14 protein-coding genes and 1 tRNA gene are annotated in these 15,868 nt (G+C 56.5%); 9 read left to right on the forward strand and 6 right to left on the reverse strand.

Annotated features, from left to right (window positions below):
- Positions 1-71: 71 nt before the first annotated feature.
- The 9 genes from ACR0JX_RS17475 to ACR0JX_RS17515 all read left to right on the forward strand — a co-directional run bounded on the left by ACR0JX_RS17475 (position 72) and on the right by ACR0JX_RS17515 (position 10,552).
- The gene (locus ACR0JX_RS17475; protein WP_480545059.1) at positions 72-986 is read left to right on the forward strand and encodes a sugar phosphate isomerase/epimerase family protein; all 915 of its coding nucleotides are present in this window, start codon (positions 72-74) and stop codon (positions 984-986) included.
- Entirely contained in the window at positions 967-2,376 is a 1,410-nt protein-coding gene (locus ACR0JX_RS17480) for an aldehyde dehydrogenase family protein (RefSeq protein ID WP_480545060.1), read from the forward strand. The genes ACR0JX_RS17475 and ACR0JX_RS17480 overlap by 20 nt, the downstream gene beginning before the upstream one ends.
- Positions 2,376-4,157, forward strand: a complete 1,782-nt coding sequence (locus tag ACR0JX_RS17485; protein WP_480545061.1) for a thiamine pyrophosphate-binding protein — start codon at positions 2,376-2,378, stop codon at positions 4,155-4,157. Before ACR0JX_RS17480 ends, ACR0JX_RS17485 begins: the two co-directional genes overlap by 1 nt.
- Positions 4,158-4,304: 147 nt before the next feature.
- A complete protein-coding gene (locus ACR0JX_RS17490; protein WP_480545062.1) occupies positions 4,305-5,927 on the forward strand; it encodes a MobA/MobL family protein in 1,623 nt (540 codons plus the stop codon).
- 157 nt (positions 5,928-6,084) lie between these two features.
- Positions 6,085-7,752, forward strand: a complete 1,668-nt coding sequence (locus ACR0JX_RS17495; RefSeq protein WP_480545063.1) for a hypothetical protein — start codon at positions 6,085-6,087, stop codon at positions 7,750-7,752.
- On the forward strand, positions 7,749-8,237 hold the full coding sequence (locus ACR0JX_RS17500) for a hypothetical protein (RefSeq protein ID WP_480545064.1): 489 nt from the start codon (positions 7,749-7,751) through the stop codon (positions 8,235-8,237). The genes ACR0JX_RS17495 and ACR0JX_RS17500 overlap by 4 nt, the downstream gene beginning before the upstream one ends.
- Entirely contained in the window at positions 8,230-8,457 is a 228-nt protein-coding gene (locus ACR0JX_RS17505; protein WP_480545065.1) for a hypothetical protein, read from the forward strand. Before ACR0JX_RS17500 ends, ACR0JX_RS17505 begins: the two co-directional genes overlap by 8 nt.
- A 481-nt stretch (positions 8,458-8,938) precedes the next feature.
- Positions 8,939-9,232, forward strand: coding sequence for a recombinase family protein (locus tag ACR0JX_RS17510; protein ID WP_480545066.1), 294 nt, complete (start codon positions 8,939-8,941; stop codon positions 9,230-9,232).
- Positions 9,233-9,349: 117 nt separating this feature from the next.
- Entirely contained in the window at positions 9,350-10,552 is a 1,203-nt protein-coding gene (locus ACR0JX_RS17515) for a recombinase family protein (protein WP_480545144.1), read from the forward strand.
- Here the strand turns inward: ACR0JX_RS17515 and ACR0JX_RS17520 are convergent.
- The 6 genes from ACR0JX_RS17520 to ACR0JX_RS17545 all read right to left on the reverse strand — a co-directional run bounded on the left by ACR0JX_RS17520 (position 10,509) and on the right by ACR0JX_RS17545 (position 15,680).
- A tRNA-Met gene (locus tag ACR0JX_RS17520) sits at positions 10,509-10,585 on the reverse strand. The two genes, ACR0JX_RS17515 and ACR0JX_RS17520, sit on opposite strands and share 44 nt — an antisense overlap.
- Before the next feature lie 85 nt (positions 10,586-10,670).
- Complete coding sequence (locus ACR0JX_RS17525; RefSeq protein WP_480545067.1) at positions 10,671-11,645, reverse strand: alpha/beta fold hydrolase; 975 nt, start codon at positions 11,643-11,645, stop codon at positions 10,671-10,673.
- Positions 11,646-11,649: 4 nt separating this feature from the next.
- On the reverse strand, positions 11,650-13,119 hold the full coding sequence (locus ACR0JX_RS17530) for a flavin-containing monooxygenase (RefSeq protein ID WP_480545068.1): 1,470 nt from the start codon (positions 13,117-13,119) through the stop codon (positions 11,650-11,652).
- 135 nt (positions 13,120-13,254) lie between these two features.
- Complete coding sequence (locus ACR0JX_RS17535) at positions 13,255-13,494, reverse strand: hypothetical protein (protein WP_480499565.1); 240 nt, start codon at positions 13,492-13,494, stop codon at positions 13,255-13,257.
- A 29-nt stretch (positions 13,495-13,523) separates the two neighbouring features.
- Positions 13,524-14,678 carry an aromatic ring-hydroxylating oxygenase subunit alpha gene (locus tag ACR0JX_RS17540; RefSeq protein WP_480545069.1) on the reverse strand — a complete coding sequence of 385 codons (1,155 nt, stop codon included), beginning with the start codon at positions 14,676-14,678 and terminating at the stop codon, positions 13,524-13,526.
- Positions 14,679-14,774: 96 nt separating this feature from the next.
- Positions 14,775-15,680 carry a LysR substrate-binding domain-containing protein gene (locus tag ACR0JX_RS17545; protein ID WP_480545070.1) on the reverse strand — a complete coding sequence of 302 codons (906 nt, stop codon included), beginning with the start codon at positions 15,678-15,680 and terminating at the stop codon, positions 14,775-14,777.
- Between the last annotated feature and the right edge of the window lie 188 nt (positions 15,681-15,868).

Consider the following 15,868-nt stretch of genomic DNA (forward strand, 5'->3'; position numbering starts at 1 on the left):
TTAAAAAATATCAGATATTTTTTACTACGTGTGATGAATTTGAGATTCGCAGACACGTGGAGCTGTCGTTCATGGTGAAACCCGAAGAGGCTGGCGCAAGCCCCTCTCTCTATTCCTTGGCGCATCTGACGCTGATTGGCTGCACACCGCCCGAGTTGGTCTATATCGCCGCGCGGGCCGGGTACGATGCCGTCAGCCCCCGGTTTATTCCGATGCATGTGCCCGGTGAATTCACCCAATCCCCAATCGACAAGGCGCAGGTGCAGGCCACCAAAACGGCTCTGTCTACCACCGGCTTGAAAGTCCTTGATGTCGAACTTGCGCGCATCACCGAAGATGTCGACCCGCGCAGTTTTGAGCCTTCGTTGGAAATTGGCGGAGAGCTGGGCGCAAAACGCATGATCATGAGCGCGTGGACCAACACCCGTGATGATCGTGACTTCCTGATCGACGTCTATTCCGAGACCTGCGAACTGGCAGCGCCCTATGGGCTGACAGTGGATCTGGAGTTTCCAAGCTTTTCCCGCCTGCGCACGCTGGACGAGACGTTGGATATTGTCCGCGCCTCTGATCAGCCGAATGGCGGTATTCTGGTCGATACGCTTTATCTGCACCTCAGCCGAGTGGATCTCGGGGAGCTTTTGCACGTCCCTTCGGACCTGTTTCACTTCCTGCATATCTCTGATTGTCTGCCCGGCATCGCCGATACGCGTGAGGGCATGATCCAGTTGGCCCGTGATGCAAGGTTGTACCCCGGCGAAGGCTGGATTGACTTCACCGGCATCATCGAACGGATGCCACCCGTCGACTACTCCATAGAACTGCCCAACCAAAGCCGCGTTGCCGAGTTGGGATATGAAGAACACGCGCGTCGCTGTCTCAGCCACGCCAAGCGAACATTCGGCGAGGCGCGGTCACAGCGCCGCATGCCCGATGCAGCAATTCTAATACACCAAGAGGATCATCATGGGCAAAGAGCTCACTGAAAACGACCGACAACTCGCGGCCGATATGCTGGCGCGCGCCTGCGCTGCCATGGCCGAAATCGAGGATTGGGATCAGGACAGGCTGGACCGCCTGTCTCAGGCAATTGCGTGGTATGCTGGGAACGAGAAGACCTTCACGCGTCTGGCCCAGCAAGGCGTGGACGAAAGCGGTATCGGAGATCGCGAAGGGCGCCCCGCGAAGCGATTCAAGATTCACATGGTGCTGCGTGATGTCTTGCGGACACCATCGACCGGGATCGTAGAAGTAGACGAAGAAAAGGGTCTGGTAAAATATGCCAAGCCTGCCGGTGTGATCGCATCCCTGATTCCGATGACCAATCCAGCGATGACACCACCGGTGACTGGCGTGTCCGCCGCCAACGCCCGAAATGCGGTTATCTTCAGTCCGCACCCTCGGACCGCCCATACTACCTTTGAGATGGTCGAGGTCATGCGCGCAGCTTGTCGAGCAGCAGGCGCACCCGAAGACCTGTTCCAGTCGATCCGCAAACCGTCGATCCCATTGACGCAACATCTGATGGAGATCTGCGACCTGACTTTGGCAACGGGTGGCAAGCCGATGGTCAAAGCGGCCTACAGTTCTGGTCGCCCGGCCTATGGCGTCGGCGCGGGCAATTCGTCCATCGTCATCGATGAAACCGCCGATCTGGACATCGCCGCGCAGAACACTCGTCTTTCAAAGACCTCCGACTATGGCTCGGGCTGCTCGGCCGACGGCAACATCATCATCCAGCGCTCAGTTTACGACGATATGGTCAAGGCGCTTCAAGCCGAGGGCGGCTACCTGTGTTCGGATGAAGAGAAGGCCATGCTTGAAGCGGCCATGTGGGACGAAAAGGGCAATCGCACCTTCCCGACCATCGCCTGTCCGCCGCAGCAAACGGCCAAAGTCGCCGGTTTTAGCATCCCCGAAGATCGCAAGTTTCTGATGGTTGAAAATCAGGGGCAAATCGGGCCAGAGCACAAGTTTTCCAAGGAAAAACTGACCACGCTGATGGCGCTTTATCACTTCAACACGTTTGATGACGCGCTGGAAACGGTCAGCCAGATCTACAACACCGGGGGCAAGGGCCATTCCTGCGGCATCTACAGCCACAATGACGATCATATCGACCGGTTGGCGCGTCTGGCTCCGGTCAGCCGGATGATGGTTCGGCAGCCTCAATCCAAGGCCAATGCGGGTGCTTGGACCAATGGTATGCCTATGACCAGCAGTCTGGGTTGCGGCATCTGGGGCGGCAACATCACCAACGAAAACGTCACGATGAAACACATGATGAACTACACTTGGGTCAGCCGTCCCATCCCCGAGGATCGCCCCTCGGAGCCGGACTTGTTCGGTGAGTTCTACGGACAGGAGGTCGCGTGATGGACGCAAGCAAACTGGACGGTAAAACCGTCGCCGAACACATCGTTGATTTCCTTGAGCGTCGTGAGGTCAAACATGTGTTCGGCCTGTGCGGGCACACGAACATCGCGGTTCTGGCTGCGCTGGCGGAAAGTCCTATCGATTTTGTCACAGTACGACACGAACAAATCGCCAGCCACGCGGCGGATGCTTATGCCCGCGTGACGGGCAAGGCCTCGGTGGTGCTGTCCCACCTCTCCCCGGGACTGACCAATTGCGCCACCGGGGTCGCCAACGCGGCCTTGGACTGTATCCCTATGGTCGTGATCGCGGGCGATATTCCTTCGCACTACTACGGCAAACATCCACATCAGGAAGTGAACCTGCACGCAGACGCTGCCCAGTGGGAGATTTATCGGCCCTTTGTCAAACGTGCATGGCGCGTAGATCGGGCGGACCTGATGGCCGAGATTCTGGAAAAGGCGTTTCATCTCGCTGAAAGCGGCCAGCCCGGGCCGGTACTAGTCAATGTCCCCATGGATATCTTTTCAGAGGTGATCTCCTCAGACAGTTTCGACCGTATCCGCGACAACACGCGCGCGCTCAAGAAACCATCGATTGACGACGAGACAGCGAGAGAGATTGTCGAAGCGTTGGCTAAAGCCGAAAACCCGGTCGCCTATGTCGGCGGCGGTATCCTTCTGGCGCAGGCCAGCGAGGAGCTGCGCGAGTTTGTCGAACATATGGGTCTGCCCGTCGCGCATTCCCTGATGGGCAAGGGCGCATTGCGGGACGACCATCCGCTTGTGCTGGGCATGACCGGGTTTTGGGGCACCGAACTGGTGAACCAGTCCTGCCTGAATGCCGACTACATCTTTGCCGTGGGCACCCGGTTCAAAGAGGCCGATTGCTCCAGTTGGTATCCCGGCTATACGTTCAACATTCCCGGCTCAAAGGTCATTCATATCGACATCGAACCGCAGGAAATCGGCCGGAATTATCCCACCGAGATCGGAGTCGTTGCGGATGCCAAAGCCGCGCTGCGCGTCCTCAACCGGGTCGCTCGCGAGATATATCCTGAGGGCTTCGAACGCCCCGCACTGGAACAGAAGATCGCTGACTTCCGGACGGACTTCAAAGCGCGCAACGTGGAAATGGCAACCTCATCGGCCTTTCCGATGATGCCCGAACGTATTCTGGCAGATACTCGCAAAGCACTGCCCGAGGATGCCATCATCACCACGGATGTTGGGTGGAACAAGAACGGAGTCGGACAGCAATTCGATATCCTGACACCCGGTTCAATACTGACCCCGGGCGGGTTCGCGACGATGGGTTTTGGCCCGCCGGGTGCGATCGGCGCGAAACTGGCGGCACCTGATCGCGTGGTGATCAGTCTGGTGGGCGATGGTGGCTTCGGTCAAAACCCGTCGATGCTCGCAACGGCCGTCGAACTCGATCTGGGCATCATCTGGCTGGTTATGAACAACAACGCCTTCGGAACGATCGCCGGCCTTCAAAAAGCGCATTACGGTTTGACCTATGGAACCATGTTCCCCGGATCAGCCGCCGCACCCGCAAACGGACCGGGCTATGCTGACATAGCGCGAGCCTATGGCGCGGAAGGGCACAGACTCAGCGCTGCTGACGAGTTGTTGCCCGCACTGGAAGCGGCAATCGCCAGTGGCAAACCAACCGTGCTCGATGTGCCAATGATCAACAACCCGACACCAACAACCGGGCATTGGAATATTCTCGACATCTATTCGCCAGACAGGGATGTTTCGCACGTCGCGACCTGACGATACTGAGCGCGGTAAGCCGCGCCAGTTTTTTCTTTCAATAGGCCCAAGTCAGCCAACCCTTCTGAGAGCGGGCAGTGCCTCAAGAGGATCTAACTGGGTTTACAGCCCTAACAGCTCTCGATCTGAGTCGCGTGAGATACGTTCGTGCAGAAGCTTGAGCAACCGATCAGCTTTGTCTCTCTCAATTTCCTCGAGAAGCTTCAAAACAGCAGCGCCATAGATAATCTTTTTGCGCGTTTCATCGCGTCGTCGTTGTTTGCTCGCCCGGGCTTGAAGGTCCCTGAGTCTCGCGCGCGCCTGTTCGATTTGTTGATCCAGGTCCGCCAATTCGCCCTCCCTTTTCAGTGGTCGGACAAGAAATGCGGCTTGGATCCCGGCTTCGCTACCCGGGCGGGAAAATGTGGCTTCGCCAGGCCGCCTCGTGAGCGGCCGTCCGCATGCCCGCTGGGCAATGCGCGCAGTTACGCAAACTTGGGGTTTGCTTGCGCGCCTGCCGCGGGCTTTTTTTGTGCGGAGATCGGGTTGGGGCCCGATGTCCTTTACATGATACACCCCGCCAGCAGACTCGAAGTCATCCTACATTCTCGTGCTGACGGCCGCTCCGCCGTCAAATCCGCCACATACACCGCACGCACCACCTTCCGGGATGCGCGGGTTGGACGACGGTTTTCGCCGGGCAGAAAGGGTGGCCTCCTGTCGCATGAATTGATCAACTGGACAGGAAGTGCCGAGGAGCTCTGGAACGCAGCCGAGCGTTCTGAACGCCGAAGGAATGCAAGAGTCATCCGCGAACTGCGCCCCTCCCTGCCACGCGAGCTACCGCTTCTCGAGCAGGTCGGGCTTGTCCGCGGCTTCTGCCTCTGGCTTCGCGATGAATACGGCGTTGCCGTTCAAGCCGACGTTCACGCGACGCGTTTCCTGTGTCCTGAGGAAGAGAAACGGCACAATGCGGGCAAACTCGAACTGACGCGGGAAGACTACGAGCAGAGGCTCTTCGATCCATCGAAGACCAACCTGAATTTCCACGCTCACATCCTGATGACGACGCGGAAGGTTGATAGGATCACGGGTGGTTTTGGAGAGAAAACGCGTGTTCTTGACGACAGAACCTCAGGCCCCGGAGAAATCAAGCGTATCCGCGGAGAATGGGAAAAGCGGACCAACGCGGCCCTGCGCAAGATTGGCTCTCCAGCGCGGGTTGATCTTCGTTCGTATGCCGAGATGGCCAAGACAGGCGATGCACCGCAAGGCCTGGCAAGACAAGATCATGTCGGGCCACGCAGATCCGCCAGGTCGCGCCGCAGATTGCAAGAAAGCGGAAGCGACGACACCGTTGCCGGAGTACGGCGCCAGGCTGTCCAAGAACACAATTCAACACTCTGGCACTCCTGGTTGCAGCTGCGCGCCCTGGAGCGTCAGAGAGACGACCTCGAAGCGGAGCGTATCGCGCAGGAGAGAGAGGCTGCCCGCAAGAAAACGGCCAGCGATGAGAAACGTCGAATGCTGAAGGCGAGATCCGATCGCGAAGTGAAAGCTGCGCTGGAAGCTTCGTCGCAAATAGAATGTCTAAGAACTGAGACAGCATACCAGAAAGCGGTTCGATGGGCGACAGAAGGCATAAACGTCGTGCCATTAGACATCCTCGATGAGGAATTCTCCTCTGATGTCGACCTTGAGGCGTATCACCTACCTCAGCTCCAGCAGAATGATCGGGTTTCCAACATACGGCGTGTAAGAACACGCAAGCCGCGTCAGCGTACAAGATGACACCGAATCCCGTTTTTGCAGGGCACAATACTGGATGCGATCGATATTGTTTGGACTCGAGCCGTTGATCGGTTGACGAGCATGGGACGTCACCCGGGCCTTGCCTTTCTTTGCTTGGATTTTTCTGTGCCTACAACCGTAGAGCCAATTCCCGCGGATGAAGCACACCGATCCGCGCGACTTTGCCCCGCATTCAGATGACACCCACACCGTTTCGCCAAAGGAGTATGTTCAGCTTCTCCATCCCGTCGGTGCGGTTGGTAAGCCTGCCGTTCTGATCAAGAATTCCGGGGAGGCCAGCCAACAATTCACCCGCTCTCCGGATGGGATTGTAGCGTGCCTTCATGCGCTGCTGGATCGCACATCGTTCATCTCGTTGAACCGGTTCAATGGTCGACGCAGGAACTCCAGCCTGGCAAGTCTGAATACGCTCTATGTCAATTTGGACTTTCACAACGATCCCGGCTGGCGCGCTGAGGGTGAAGAGAACGTTCAGGCAGCCGTCGCAGACCATCTTCTGATGCGCAGTGTCTCTGAGCCATCATTCTATTTGCGGACGGGACGAGGACTGGCGGCAATCTGGTTGATCCATTCGATGCCACCTGCTGCACTATCCCGCTGGCAGGCGGCAATCCGGGCATTGATGGATCTGCTTGCTCCCTTTGGTTCGGATCGTACTTGCAACGACCCAGCTCGCGTCTTTCGCATTCCTGGCACTCGAAACGAGAAATCGGGCCGGGTCGTTCGGGTGTCTGGTGGGAATTGCCAACGCCAGGATTTTGATGTCCTTGCTGATCAGATTTTTGCCGCCGTCGGGCGGCCCACCCGTTCCGAGCTTACGGAGCGCCGCAAGCAGCGTCAGGATCGGGAGCCGGGTAGTCAGACAATGCCGCGGGGATTGACCCAAGCTGAGCGATTTGAACAGATCCTGAAAGATCTCGAGGCTTACCGGATTTACCACGGTGGGGTGATCCCTGTGGGATACCGAAACACCTGGCTGCACTTCTATGCCACCTGCCTGACCCATCAGTCAGACACCAAACGCATCGAAGGTCACATTCAACGAGCGGCAGATACGGCAACCCCCAGGCTATGCAGGAATGAAACAAACGCAATCATCAAGCAGGCTCTTGCTAAGTCAAAGCTGCAAGCTTGCGACAATGCACGCGAGAGCGAGAGATATTGTTACAGCGGCTCGACTGTTGCGGAGCGTCTCGACGTATCAGCGGATATGGCGCGTCAGTTGAGCATGCGTCAGGTGATGCCAGCGGAAGAGCGCCACCGCAGAAAAGCTGAACGGGAACGAGCACGACGTGCTGTTCAGGGGAGTACCTCGCGAGATCAGTACCTACTGGAAAACAACGCATCGAGAAACAAGCCCTGGCTGAACTATGGTCTCGGTAGGTCCCAGTATTACGCGCGCAAGAAGGTAGGAACACTCCCAGAGCTGCCCGTTGCTCCGGACCGGACAGGTCCATGTCCACTACAGGGGAACCATTCTGGACACAGAGAACTCTGTGGACCTCCAACAGAGGCACAGCAGTCGGAAACACCCGTCAACCGACCCATTGGAAACACTTCGAACACGCTGGCGACAGATCGGAAAGCTGCAACAGACCGGACAACAGCGCACGGACGAGAACCGAAACAGCGGAAAAAGCAGGTCGCCCACCTTCGACTGCGCAGTCCGGATGTCGCGCAGCCGAAAGTGGGAACCAGCCCAAACACGGTGGAAGACGCTGCTCTTTTCAACTTCGATGAAGGATGTCTCATGACACTTAAACTGAAATCGCGCTGCCCTCCGAGAACTGGAAATCCCGTTTGAAAGTTGGCGATGTCGTCGCGTTTCGCTTCCCCCATGAAACGATGGGAGAGGATGATCCCAAAGTTCGGCCGACGCTGGTTATTGATGTCGAGGAAATGGCCGGTGAGCGCTTTGCGGTTCTGGCTTACGGCACAACGAACCCCTGTCCACGTAAGCAGGCCTATTGCGTCGATGTGCGTTCGGAAGAGGAGCGGGAACAGGCTTCTTTGAGGGCGCCAACACGCTTCAATGCGGCTCGACGTGTTTCCGTATCTGTCGACAACAGCGGCTTCGACAGAAACTCCGATGGAACGCCCGTATTGGGTGAACTCGCCGACGCAGCGCTGGATCGACTTCATCGCGTTCGCGCACGAATACATGCAGAACGCGATATCCGGCGCTCCCGTAGGTTCGGCAGCAGAGGCTCGGGTCGAAAGATACGCGCCGTCACGGTGGAAACGCGTCGCAAGGGACGGCCGGATACGCGGGAGGTGCGCTATGTATGATAGCATCGCACAGCAGCTATTGCCGATCGAGGCCGCGATCCTCGAAGCGCTCAACATGGTGCCCTCAGCGTCAAAGGCACTCGACATGCTGATCGACAGTCTGGAGCCCAGCGGCGCGCGCATAGCCTATCGTTTTGGCTCGCGCCTCGGTGCGGGCGAAATGTTCGGTGATCGCGATCTCGACGATCTCGAATCTCTGCTCCAGCCTGTCTTGGCTTAGATAGAAGCCGGATGGGTGAGCGAGGTGATCACGGATGAGAATTGCCTGGGCGGTGCGTGGATAAATTGGCGGCTGACAAATCAAGCAGCCGAATTGAACCTGACGGTTGAACCTTTGGTAACGCTTCGCAGGCGTCTTCAACTCATCCAGAACCTGCGTCGTGCCGACCGCATATCTCGTCGAGTGATCGCAGAAGCGCAGACTTAGCTTGCCGCTATCGGAGAGCGTTTCTCGCTCTCCGAACCGTTCGGTTTAAACTGCGTTTCTAAATTTTCTAAAGGAGACCGATCTCACGCTCGTTGAAACATAAAGCGAGCACCATGACAGTTCAAAAACCGATCCAAACCGATTTTTCGATTTGTGAAGAGATCACCAAGTCCCCGGCAGCAAAGCAAAACCCGACGCCAGATGTTGGTTTGCTTGAGCTCGTCCGGGAATTGGCCCGGGCGGCAGCACAACAAGACGCGAGGAACTCGAGAGAATGCAACGCCGCGCTGCGATCTACGCCCGCTATTTGACCACGCTCCAGTCGGAGCGCTCCATTGAAGATCAGGTGGAGCTCTGCCGACGCTACCTGACAAGTGAAGGCTATAGGGAGGTCCGGACATTCGAAGACAGGGCCAAAACCTCTGAGACTCTGATTGGGCGAGTTGGTTTTGCTAATCTTCTCGAAGCGGCGAGTGCGGGGGAAATTGATGCACTGGTCGTGGAGTGTGTTGATCGGATCAGCCGGGACGCAGGTGATCTTCATAAGGTGCATAAACTGCTTAGCTAAGCCGGCGTCGAAATCATTTCAGCCAGCGAGGGGGTACAGTCGGAACTCCAGATTGGCCTTCGCGGCTTCGTCGGTACGGTTTTCCTCAAAGATCTGCGTGAAAAAGTGCATCGCGGAATGTCAGGCAACATAGCCAAAGGTTTGAGTGCCGGCGGTAAGGCTTATGGTTACTCACCTATTGCGGGAAAACCCGGGGAGCTCCAGGTCAAGGCACACGAAGCAGAAGTTATTTGCCAAATCTATAAGGCCTACGCAGAAGGAGCCTCCCCGCGAGATATTGCTCATGAGCTCAACGCTCGCGGTGAGTTACCGCCTCGTGGGACGAAGTGGAACGCGTCAACGCTGAATGGAAACGGCAAGCGCGGCTACGGTATTCTCAGAAATTCCCTTTATGCTGGCATACTCGTTTGGGATCGCGTCAAAATGGTACGAAACCCGATAACAGGCAAAAGGGTCAGCCGTGAAAAGCCGGTCAAAGACTGGAAATTTGTGGGAGTTCCGCACCTTCGTATTGTCGAAGAGGATCTTTGGGACGCAGTTCAGCGGCGTTTGGCCACGCAGTCTGCGGCCAAGCGATCGGGAAAATCGACCCGAAACCCTGTGCGCCCGTTCTCGGGGCTGATCAAATGCGGGTGCTGCGGTGGCGGCATGTCGATTCATGACAGAAACGGCAATACCATCCGCATCCATTGCTCAACGGCCAAAGAGAGTGGCTCCTGCAACAATAACGGGAAGGTTCGCCTCGACAAGATCGAGAGCGCTCTGCTGACCGAACTGCGAAAGGAGTTGTCTGAGCCAACCTACATCGATGAGTTCATCCGCACCTACAATGAAGAACGTCGCAAACTCAACGCAGCGGACAAACCGGACAGGAAGAAGCTCGAACGCGCTGTAGCAGAAGCTAACAAGCTGCTATCGCGCCGTATCGAGCTTTTTGAGATGGAAATTCTTGAAGGAGTCGAAGGCGAGGCAAAGTTGACCGAGGCCAAAGAACGCGCCTCAGTTGCCGCGGACGTATTGGCCAGCTTTGACGAGAAGGAGAAGGCGCTCGAATTCAATCCTGCGACAGCAACCAGTTATGTCACGGCACTGGATGAAATGATCTCTTCCATGCAGTCGCATGACGGCAATCCGAATCCAAAAGCACGTGATGCGGTGCGCGGCTTGATTTCGGAGATCGTTGTGTCTCCGACCGAGGAAGGCAGCGTGCCGGTCGAAGTGAAAGGCCGCCTTAGCGCCCTGGTTTCAAACCGTTCCAAAAAAGTGGGGGGTTTAGTGGTAGCGGAGGAGGGACTTGAACCCCCGACACGCGGATTATGATTCCGCTGCTCTAACCAACTGAGCTACTCCGCCATGAGTGAAAGGCGATGTAAGCGAGCCGTTGGAGAGGGTCAAGGGGGAAATCGTCGCTTCGACAGGGAATTTTCCTGATCTAACCTCAACCGACATCAGTTGATGTATTGTCTGCCTTCGCAGCGTTCTGGATCACCTTGCGTATGAAATCGGCGCATGTTTCTGGCACGGTGATGGGGGTCATATGACCCAGGCCTTCAACCTCTTGATATGTCAGTCCGAACTGCTGCATTTGCGGCCCATGCATTGCAGGGGACAGGATCGTATCCTGTGAACCGTACAAAACACCTCCGGGTGTTTTCAGCTCGGGATAGCGCGCGCTTTGGGCTGCGATGCTGTCATCTACCCCGACAAGATCCTGGGATGCGGTGATAAAGGCTGATGGGCGTAAGCCAAGCGCACCGCCAGCGCGTTCCAGGAAATCATCAGGGGCTGTTTCGGGGTCAAAGGCCACCTGCAAGACATGGGGTGCGGTCTTGGACGCAATGGGAACAGCCAAGGTGTTTCCGATCAGGCGGCGTATCCAGGCCGTGCGGATTTCGAGGGACTTAAACACCTCTGGCGGCTTTGGCATTTGATGGGTCAAGGGCGCAAGCAAGGCCAGGCTAGACACGCGGTCTGGGTAGTCCAGAGCGATGGCAAGTGAGACCGCTCCGCCCAGTGAATGCCCGACCAGTACGGCGTCCGTGACGCCCTTGGCATCGAGGAATTCGGTGATCATGCGGGCTTGATCCGGCAAACGGCCCATCTCGGCCGTGTCGCGGGTGGAATATCCACAACCTGATCGATCCAAGGCGATCACGTGATACTCATCCGCAAGCTCATCCATCAGCCCATAGGTGAAGTGCTGCAATTGCCCGGCCAGTCCGTGGATCATTACAATCGTTTGTGCGTTGGGGTCACCTTTTTCGACGTAGTGAATACTACCGCCCGAAACCGGGATGATCTGGCCCAATTGAGGAACGGTCTGAAGGCCAACCTTGGTCAGATGCCGCGTCCAGAGGTGCATGCCCAAAAGAAAGACCACGAGAAGCGCCAGCAAGCTTAGAACAATTGTCATCTCATCAGTCTCCTTTTGCGTCGGGCAAGGGCATATAGTGTTCGATGCCTGCGGCGGCCATGCGTTTCTGGAACTCAGCAGCGGTTCCGGGCCACAGGGCCGTATTGTGGCCTTTGGCATCCTGATACCACGATGTGCAACCACCGTCTTGCCAAACAGCGTCTGCGTGCCGATCCTGCATTTCCTTTGTAAATGCGGCCTGCTTTTCCGCATGCGGGTTGATTGTGCGAAGGCCTTGATCCGACATCGACGTAAGCACTTCGCCGATATGGCGCACCTGCGCCTCGATCATCAAAATGACCGAGTTGTGGGCCAGTGTTGTATGCGGTCCTAAAAGTATGAAAAAGTTCGGGAACCCGGCGACTGCAGTGCCCAGGTGGGCTTGCATCCCGTCTAACCAGGCGTCGCGCAGCGTCAGATCGTCTGCGCCTGTAATGTCCAGACGTTCCGCAATATCGGTTACGTGAAAACCGGTCCCCCAGACCAAGACATCGGCCTTTACTTTTGTCCCATCGCTGGCTGTGATCGTATCACCCTCAATCGCCGCCACGCCCGATGGGATGACATCGACATTGTCGCGCATTAAGGCTGGATACCAATCATTCGAACTTAGGATCCGTTTGCATCCGATTTGGTAGTTCGGTGTCAGCTTCTCCCGCTCTGCCGGGTCCGATACAGCGGAATGCAACGCTTTGTGCCAAAGGTGCATGGCGTATTTAACCATCAGCTTCTCGCGCCGGAACACGCGGTGGCGGAATTCGAAATAGGCAAAGATCAGGCTCCGCCTTATCCGCGCCAGCAGCGGAACCCGCCGGTACAGCCGTCTGACCCATGGTGCGACCGGTCCATCCATGCGCGGCAGCACGTAAGGGGCGCTGCGTTGGAAGACAGTTACCCGCTTCGCGATCTTGGCGATTTCCGGGACAAACTGGATAGCTGAAGCGCCGGTGCCAACAACAGCTATATTCGCTCCGGTCAGATCAACATCGTGATCCCACTGGGCGGAATGAAAGCTGGGTCCTGTAAAACTGTCGGCGCCTGGAATTTTGGGGATTTTGGGAATGTGCAACGCCCCGATGGCCGAAACCAGAAACTGAGCGGTCCAGCGCTGTCCGTCGTCGGTTTCAACGTACCAATGATCGCCGCACCATTTGGCGGATTTCAGGCGCTGGTTGAACTGGCAGAGGTCATACAAGTCTTCTTTTTGCGCTATGTTTTGCAGATATGCCTGTATCTCGGCCCCACCTGCATAGACCTGGCTCCAATCCGGGTTTGGATGAGACGCCATGCTGTAAAGGTGCGAAGGGACATCGCAGGCAACACCGGGATATGTGTTTTCGCGCCATGTCCCACCGATATCATCGGCCTTTTCCAGAATGGTGATGTCGCGGATGCCCAGTTTGCGCGCCTCAAGCGCCATGGTCATCCCGGCGATGCCAGCGCCTATGATCAACATATCCGTTTTTTGATCCAAGCCCTCGCCCCTTAGCACAACCATATGGTGATCATCCCAGCATAGATAAGGATGCTGAAGTAAGAAGCAAGCTGTCGTTTGTTCGGATCAAAACGACGGGCGCATCTCAAAATGCGGCGGGCGGAATTGCGGAGATCAGAGCTTTAGGCGATCAGCCCGACCATGGCGCACCAGACGCTGATTGAGACCGTCGGCCTCGGGCGCGCCATGCTCGAGCGCGAAAACAAAGGCGTGGGTCAGGAAAAAACAGGCCGCGTCGATGTCGCCCGCGGCTTCGCGCTCATCTGCGGCCATCGTGTAATATGTGACGAGGGCAGCTGGATCATTGCGCGCATGCGCATCCAGCAACAAGTCATCCAGCGTTGCCCTGTCCATTTCTGCTAAATCCACCTGCGATGTCGAGATTATTCGGAGCGTCCGTTCTCGATCTGCGTTGCCACCCAGTGGTGGAAGTTGTGCGTTGGGCCATCCATCGCTGGCGAGAACCGGCCGCCATCAAACAGCATACCATGTCGCCCTTTTTGCATGCCTTCGACGACAAAAACGTCTTCTTCGAAAACGGTTTTCCATAGTTGTGCATTCGAGGCGCGCAGCCCGTCATGTTCGGGTGTATCAGCCTCGCTTTTGGCATAGTAGAGCTCGATATGCTCAACCGTATTGCCCTGATCGACAGGTTCCAGGATGATTGCAAAGCTGTGATCGCGCTGAACGCCCAGCAAGACGTTCGGGTATAGAGCGATGTATTCCGCGCCTTCATCCCATTTGTCGCTGAGGCCCGGAAAATCAGGCATTGTTGCGCCATCCTGATCGGTCAACTGCCGATAGACCAACGTGCCCTGACCCGAATAATGCCCGCGCATTTCGATGTTGTAGTGATCTTCCAGCCGGGAATAGCTGTTGAGCCCCGGATGGACCCACGGCAGGTGATAGCTTTCGCAATAGTTTTCAACCGCCAGCTTCCAGTTGGTTTTGACCTCAAGTTTCAACGAGGATTCATCGCCGCCATGAAACAGGGGAGTTTCGAATTCTCTCCAGCGTTCCAGCAATTCTCCATGCGCATCCTCAAAGGCCGGGGCATTGCCGTCGACATTCACAAAGATCACATCGCGCCACACATGCGAACGGATACGCACCAGCCCAAGGTCTTCGTTTTTGACATCTTCATGTTTGTTCTGACCAGGGCCGCCGACATGGGGTGTCGCACGCAGCTCGCCTTTCAGGCTGTAACACCAGCTGTGATAGGGGCAGCGAATGGCGCCGCCGATTTTCTTGGGTGCATCCACAAGGATCATCCCGCGGTGGCGGCAGGTGTTTTGAAACACGCCAATCTCGCCATCACGGTCACGGACGATCAGCAGGGGCATGCCCAGAAAATCCACCGGTTTTGCATCACCGGGTTCTGGGACGTCTTTGCCAAATCCAATGCCGGACCAGTTTGCATAAAGAACCGATTGTCGCTCCTCGGCGAAAACGCCGGGGTCGACATAGTGTTCGTTTGGCAGGCCGTTGGCGGTGTTCACATCGGCCAGAACCGACGAAAGCGGGCTATGTTTGTTCATCAGGCTCTCCTGCGGCTGGATTGCATTGCAAAACCTATTGGCGGACAGAATGGGTTTTCATCAATATCAGAAAACCTCATCACAGGTTGAGTTGAATTAAACCGTCCCTTCGCGCACCTCTTGAATGATCCAATCTTTGAGCGCTCGGGCGTTGTCGGACAGCTCATCATCTGGCCGACCGACAAGGTAAAACTGGTTGGGTGCCGTCAGATAATGTGAGCCGATGGGAACCAGTTTGCCTGACTGCAACATGGGCTGAATCAACCGCTGCCACCCCAGTACCAGACCAGCCCCTTTACGGGCCAGTTGCAAAGCGACCGAATAGCTGTTGACCCGCGCCTCGGATGTCAGTCGTTCCTCATAACCCAGTTCGCGGAACCAATCTGGCCATGTGGTCCAGCTGTTGTCTTCGGAATCAAGATGTATCAGGCGTTGGGCTGCAATATCCTTTAACCCTGTTCGGTTCAGGCGCTCGGCCAATTCCGGGCTGCCAACCGGGATCAGGTTGTCACGATATAGCGGGGTGTGGTCCAAGTTTGCGTCACTGTCGCGCCCGTAGCGGATAAAGAAATCCAAGTCAGGACGATCCCGAAAAGGCCGGTCCTGCGAGATCTGGTCAACGCTGATCTCGGGCGCGTCTCGCCAGAACCGGATCACCGATGGGGACAGCCAAAGGGCTGCAACTGCGGTGGTTGAGCCCACGGTCACTTTTCCGCCAAGCGAGCGATCCCGTATGGTAGACAGGGTCTTTGAGATACGGGCGAATGAGGTCGACAGCGCCTCGTACAATGCTTTGCCATCATCGGTCAGATCAACGCTGCGGTGTTTGCGCTGGAACAGCGGTGCCTCCAGATACCCTTCGAGTGCTTTGATCTGATGGCTGACTGCGCCGGGCGTCACCGAAAGCTCTTCGGCGGCGTTTTTAAAGCTGAGGTGGCGCGCCGCAGCTTCGAAAGCCGCAAGGGTGGTCAGAGGCGGCAGTTTATAGTGGCGTCGGGACATTTCAGACCTGGCTGATTACAGATTAGTCTTGTTCGCGTGACTATGAAAATTTTTGCCATTGAAAGAAAGCAATTGATGCATCGAGAATACGGCAAATTGCCGGAACCGCGATCCACGGGTCGTCTAAACCTGTAAAAAGGTCGGTTTTGGTGCGACAATTTAGCAAGGGGCGCTTTACGCAAACAGAA

This window comes from Ruegeria sp. AH7 (assembly GCF_056541325.1).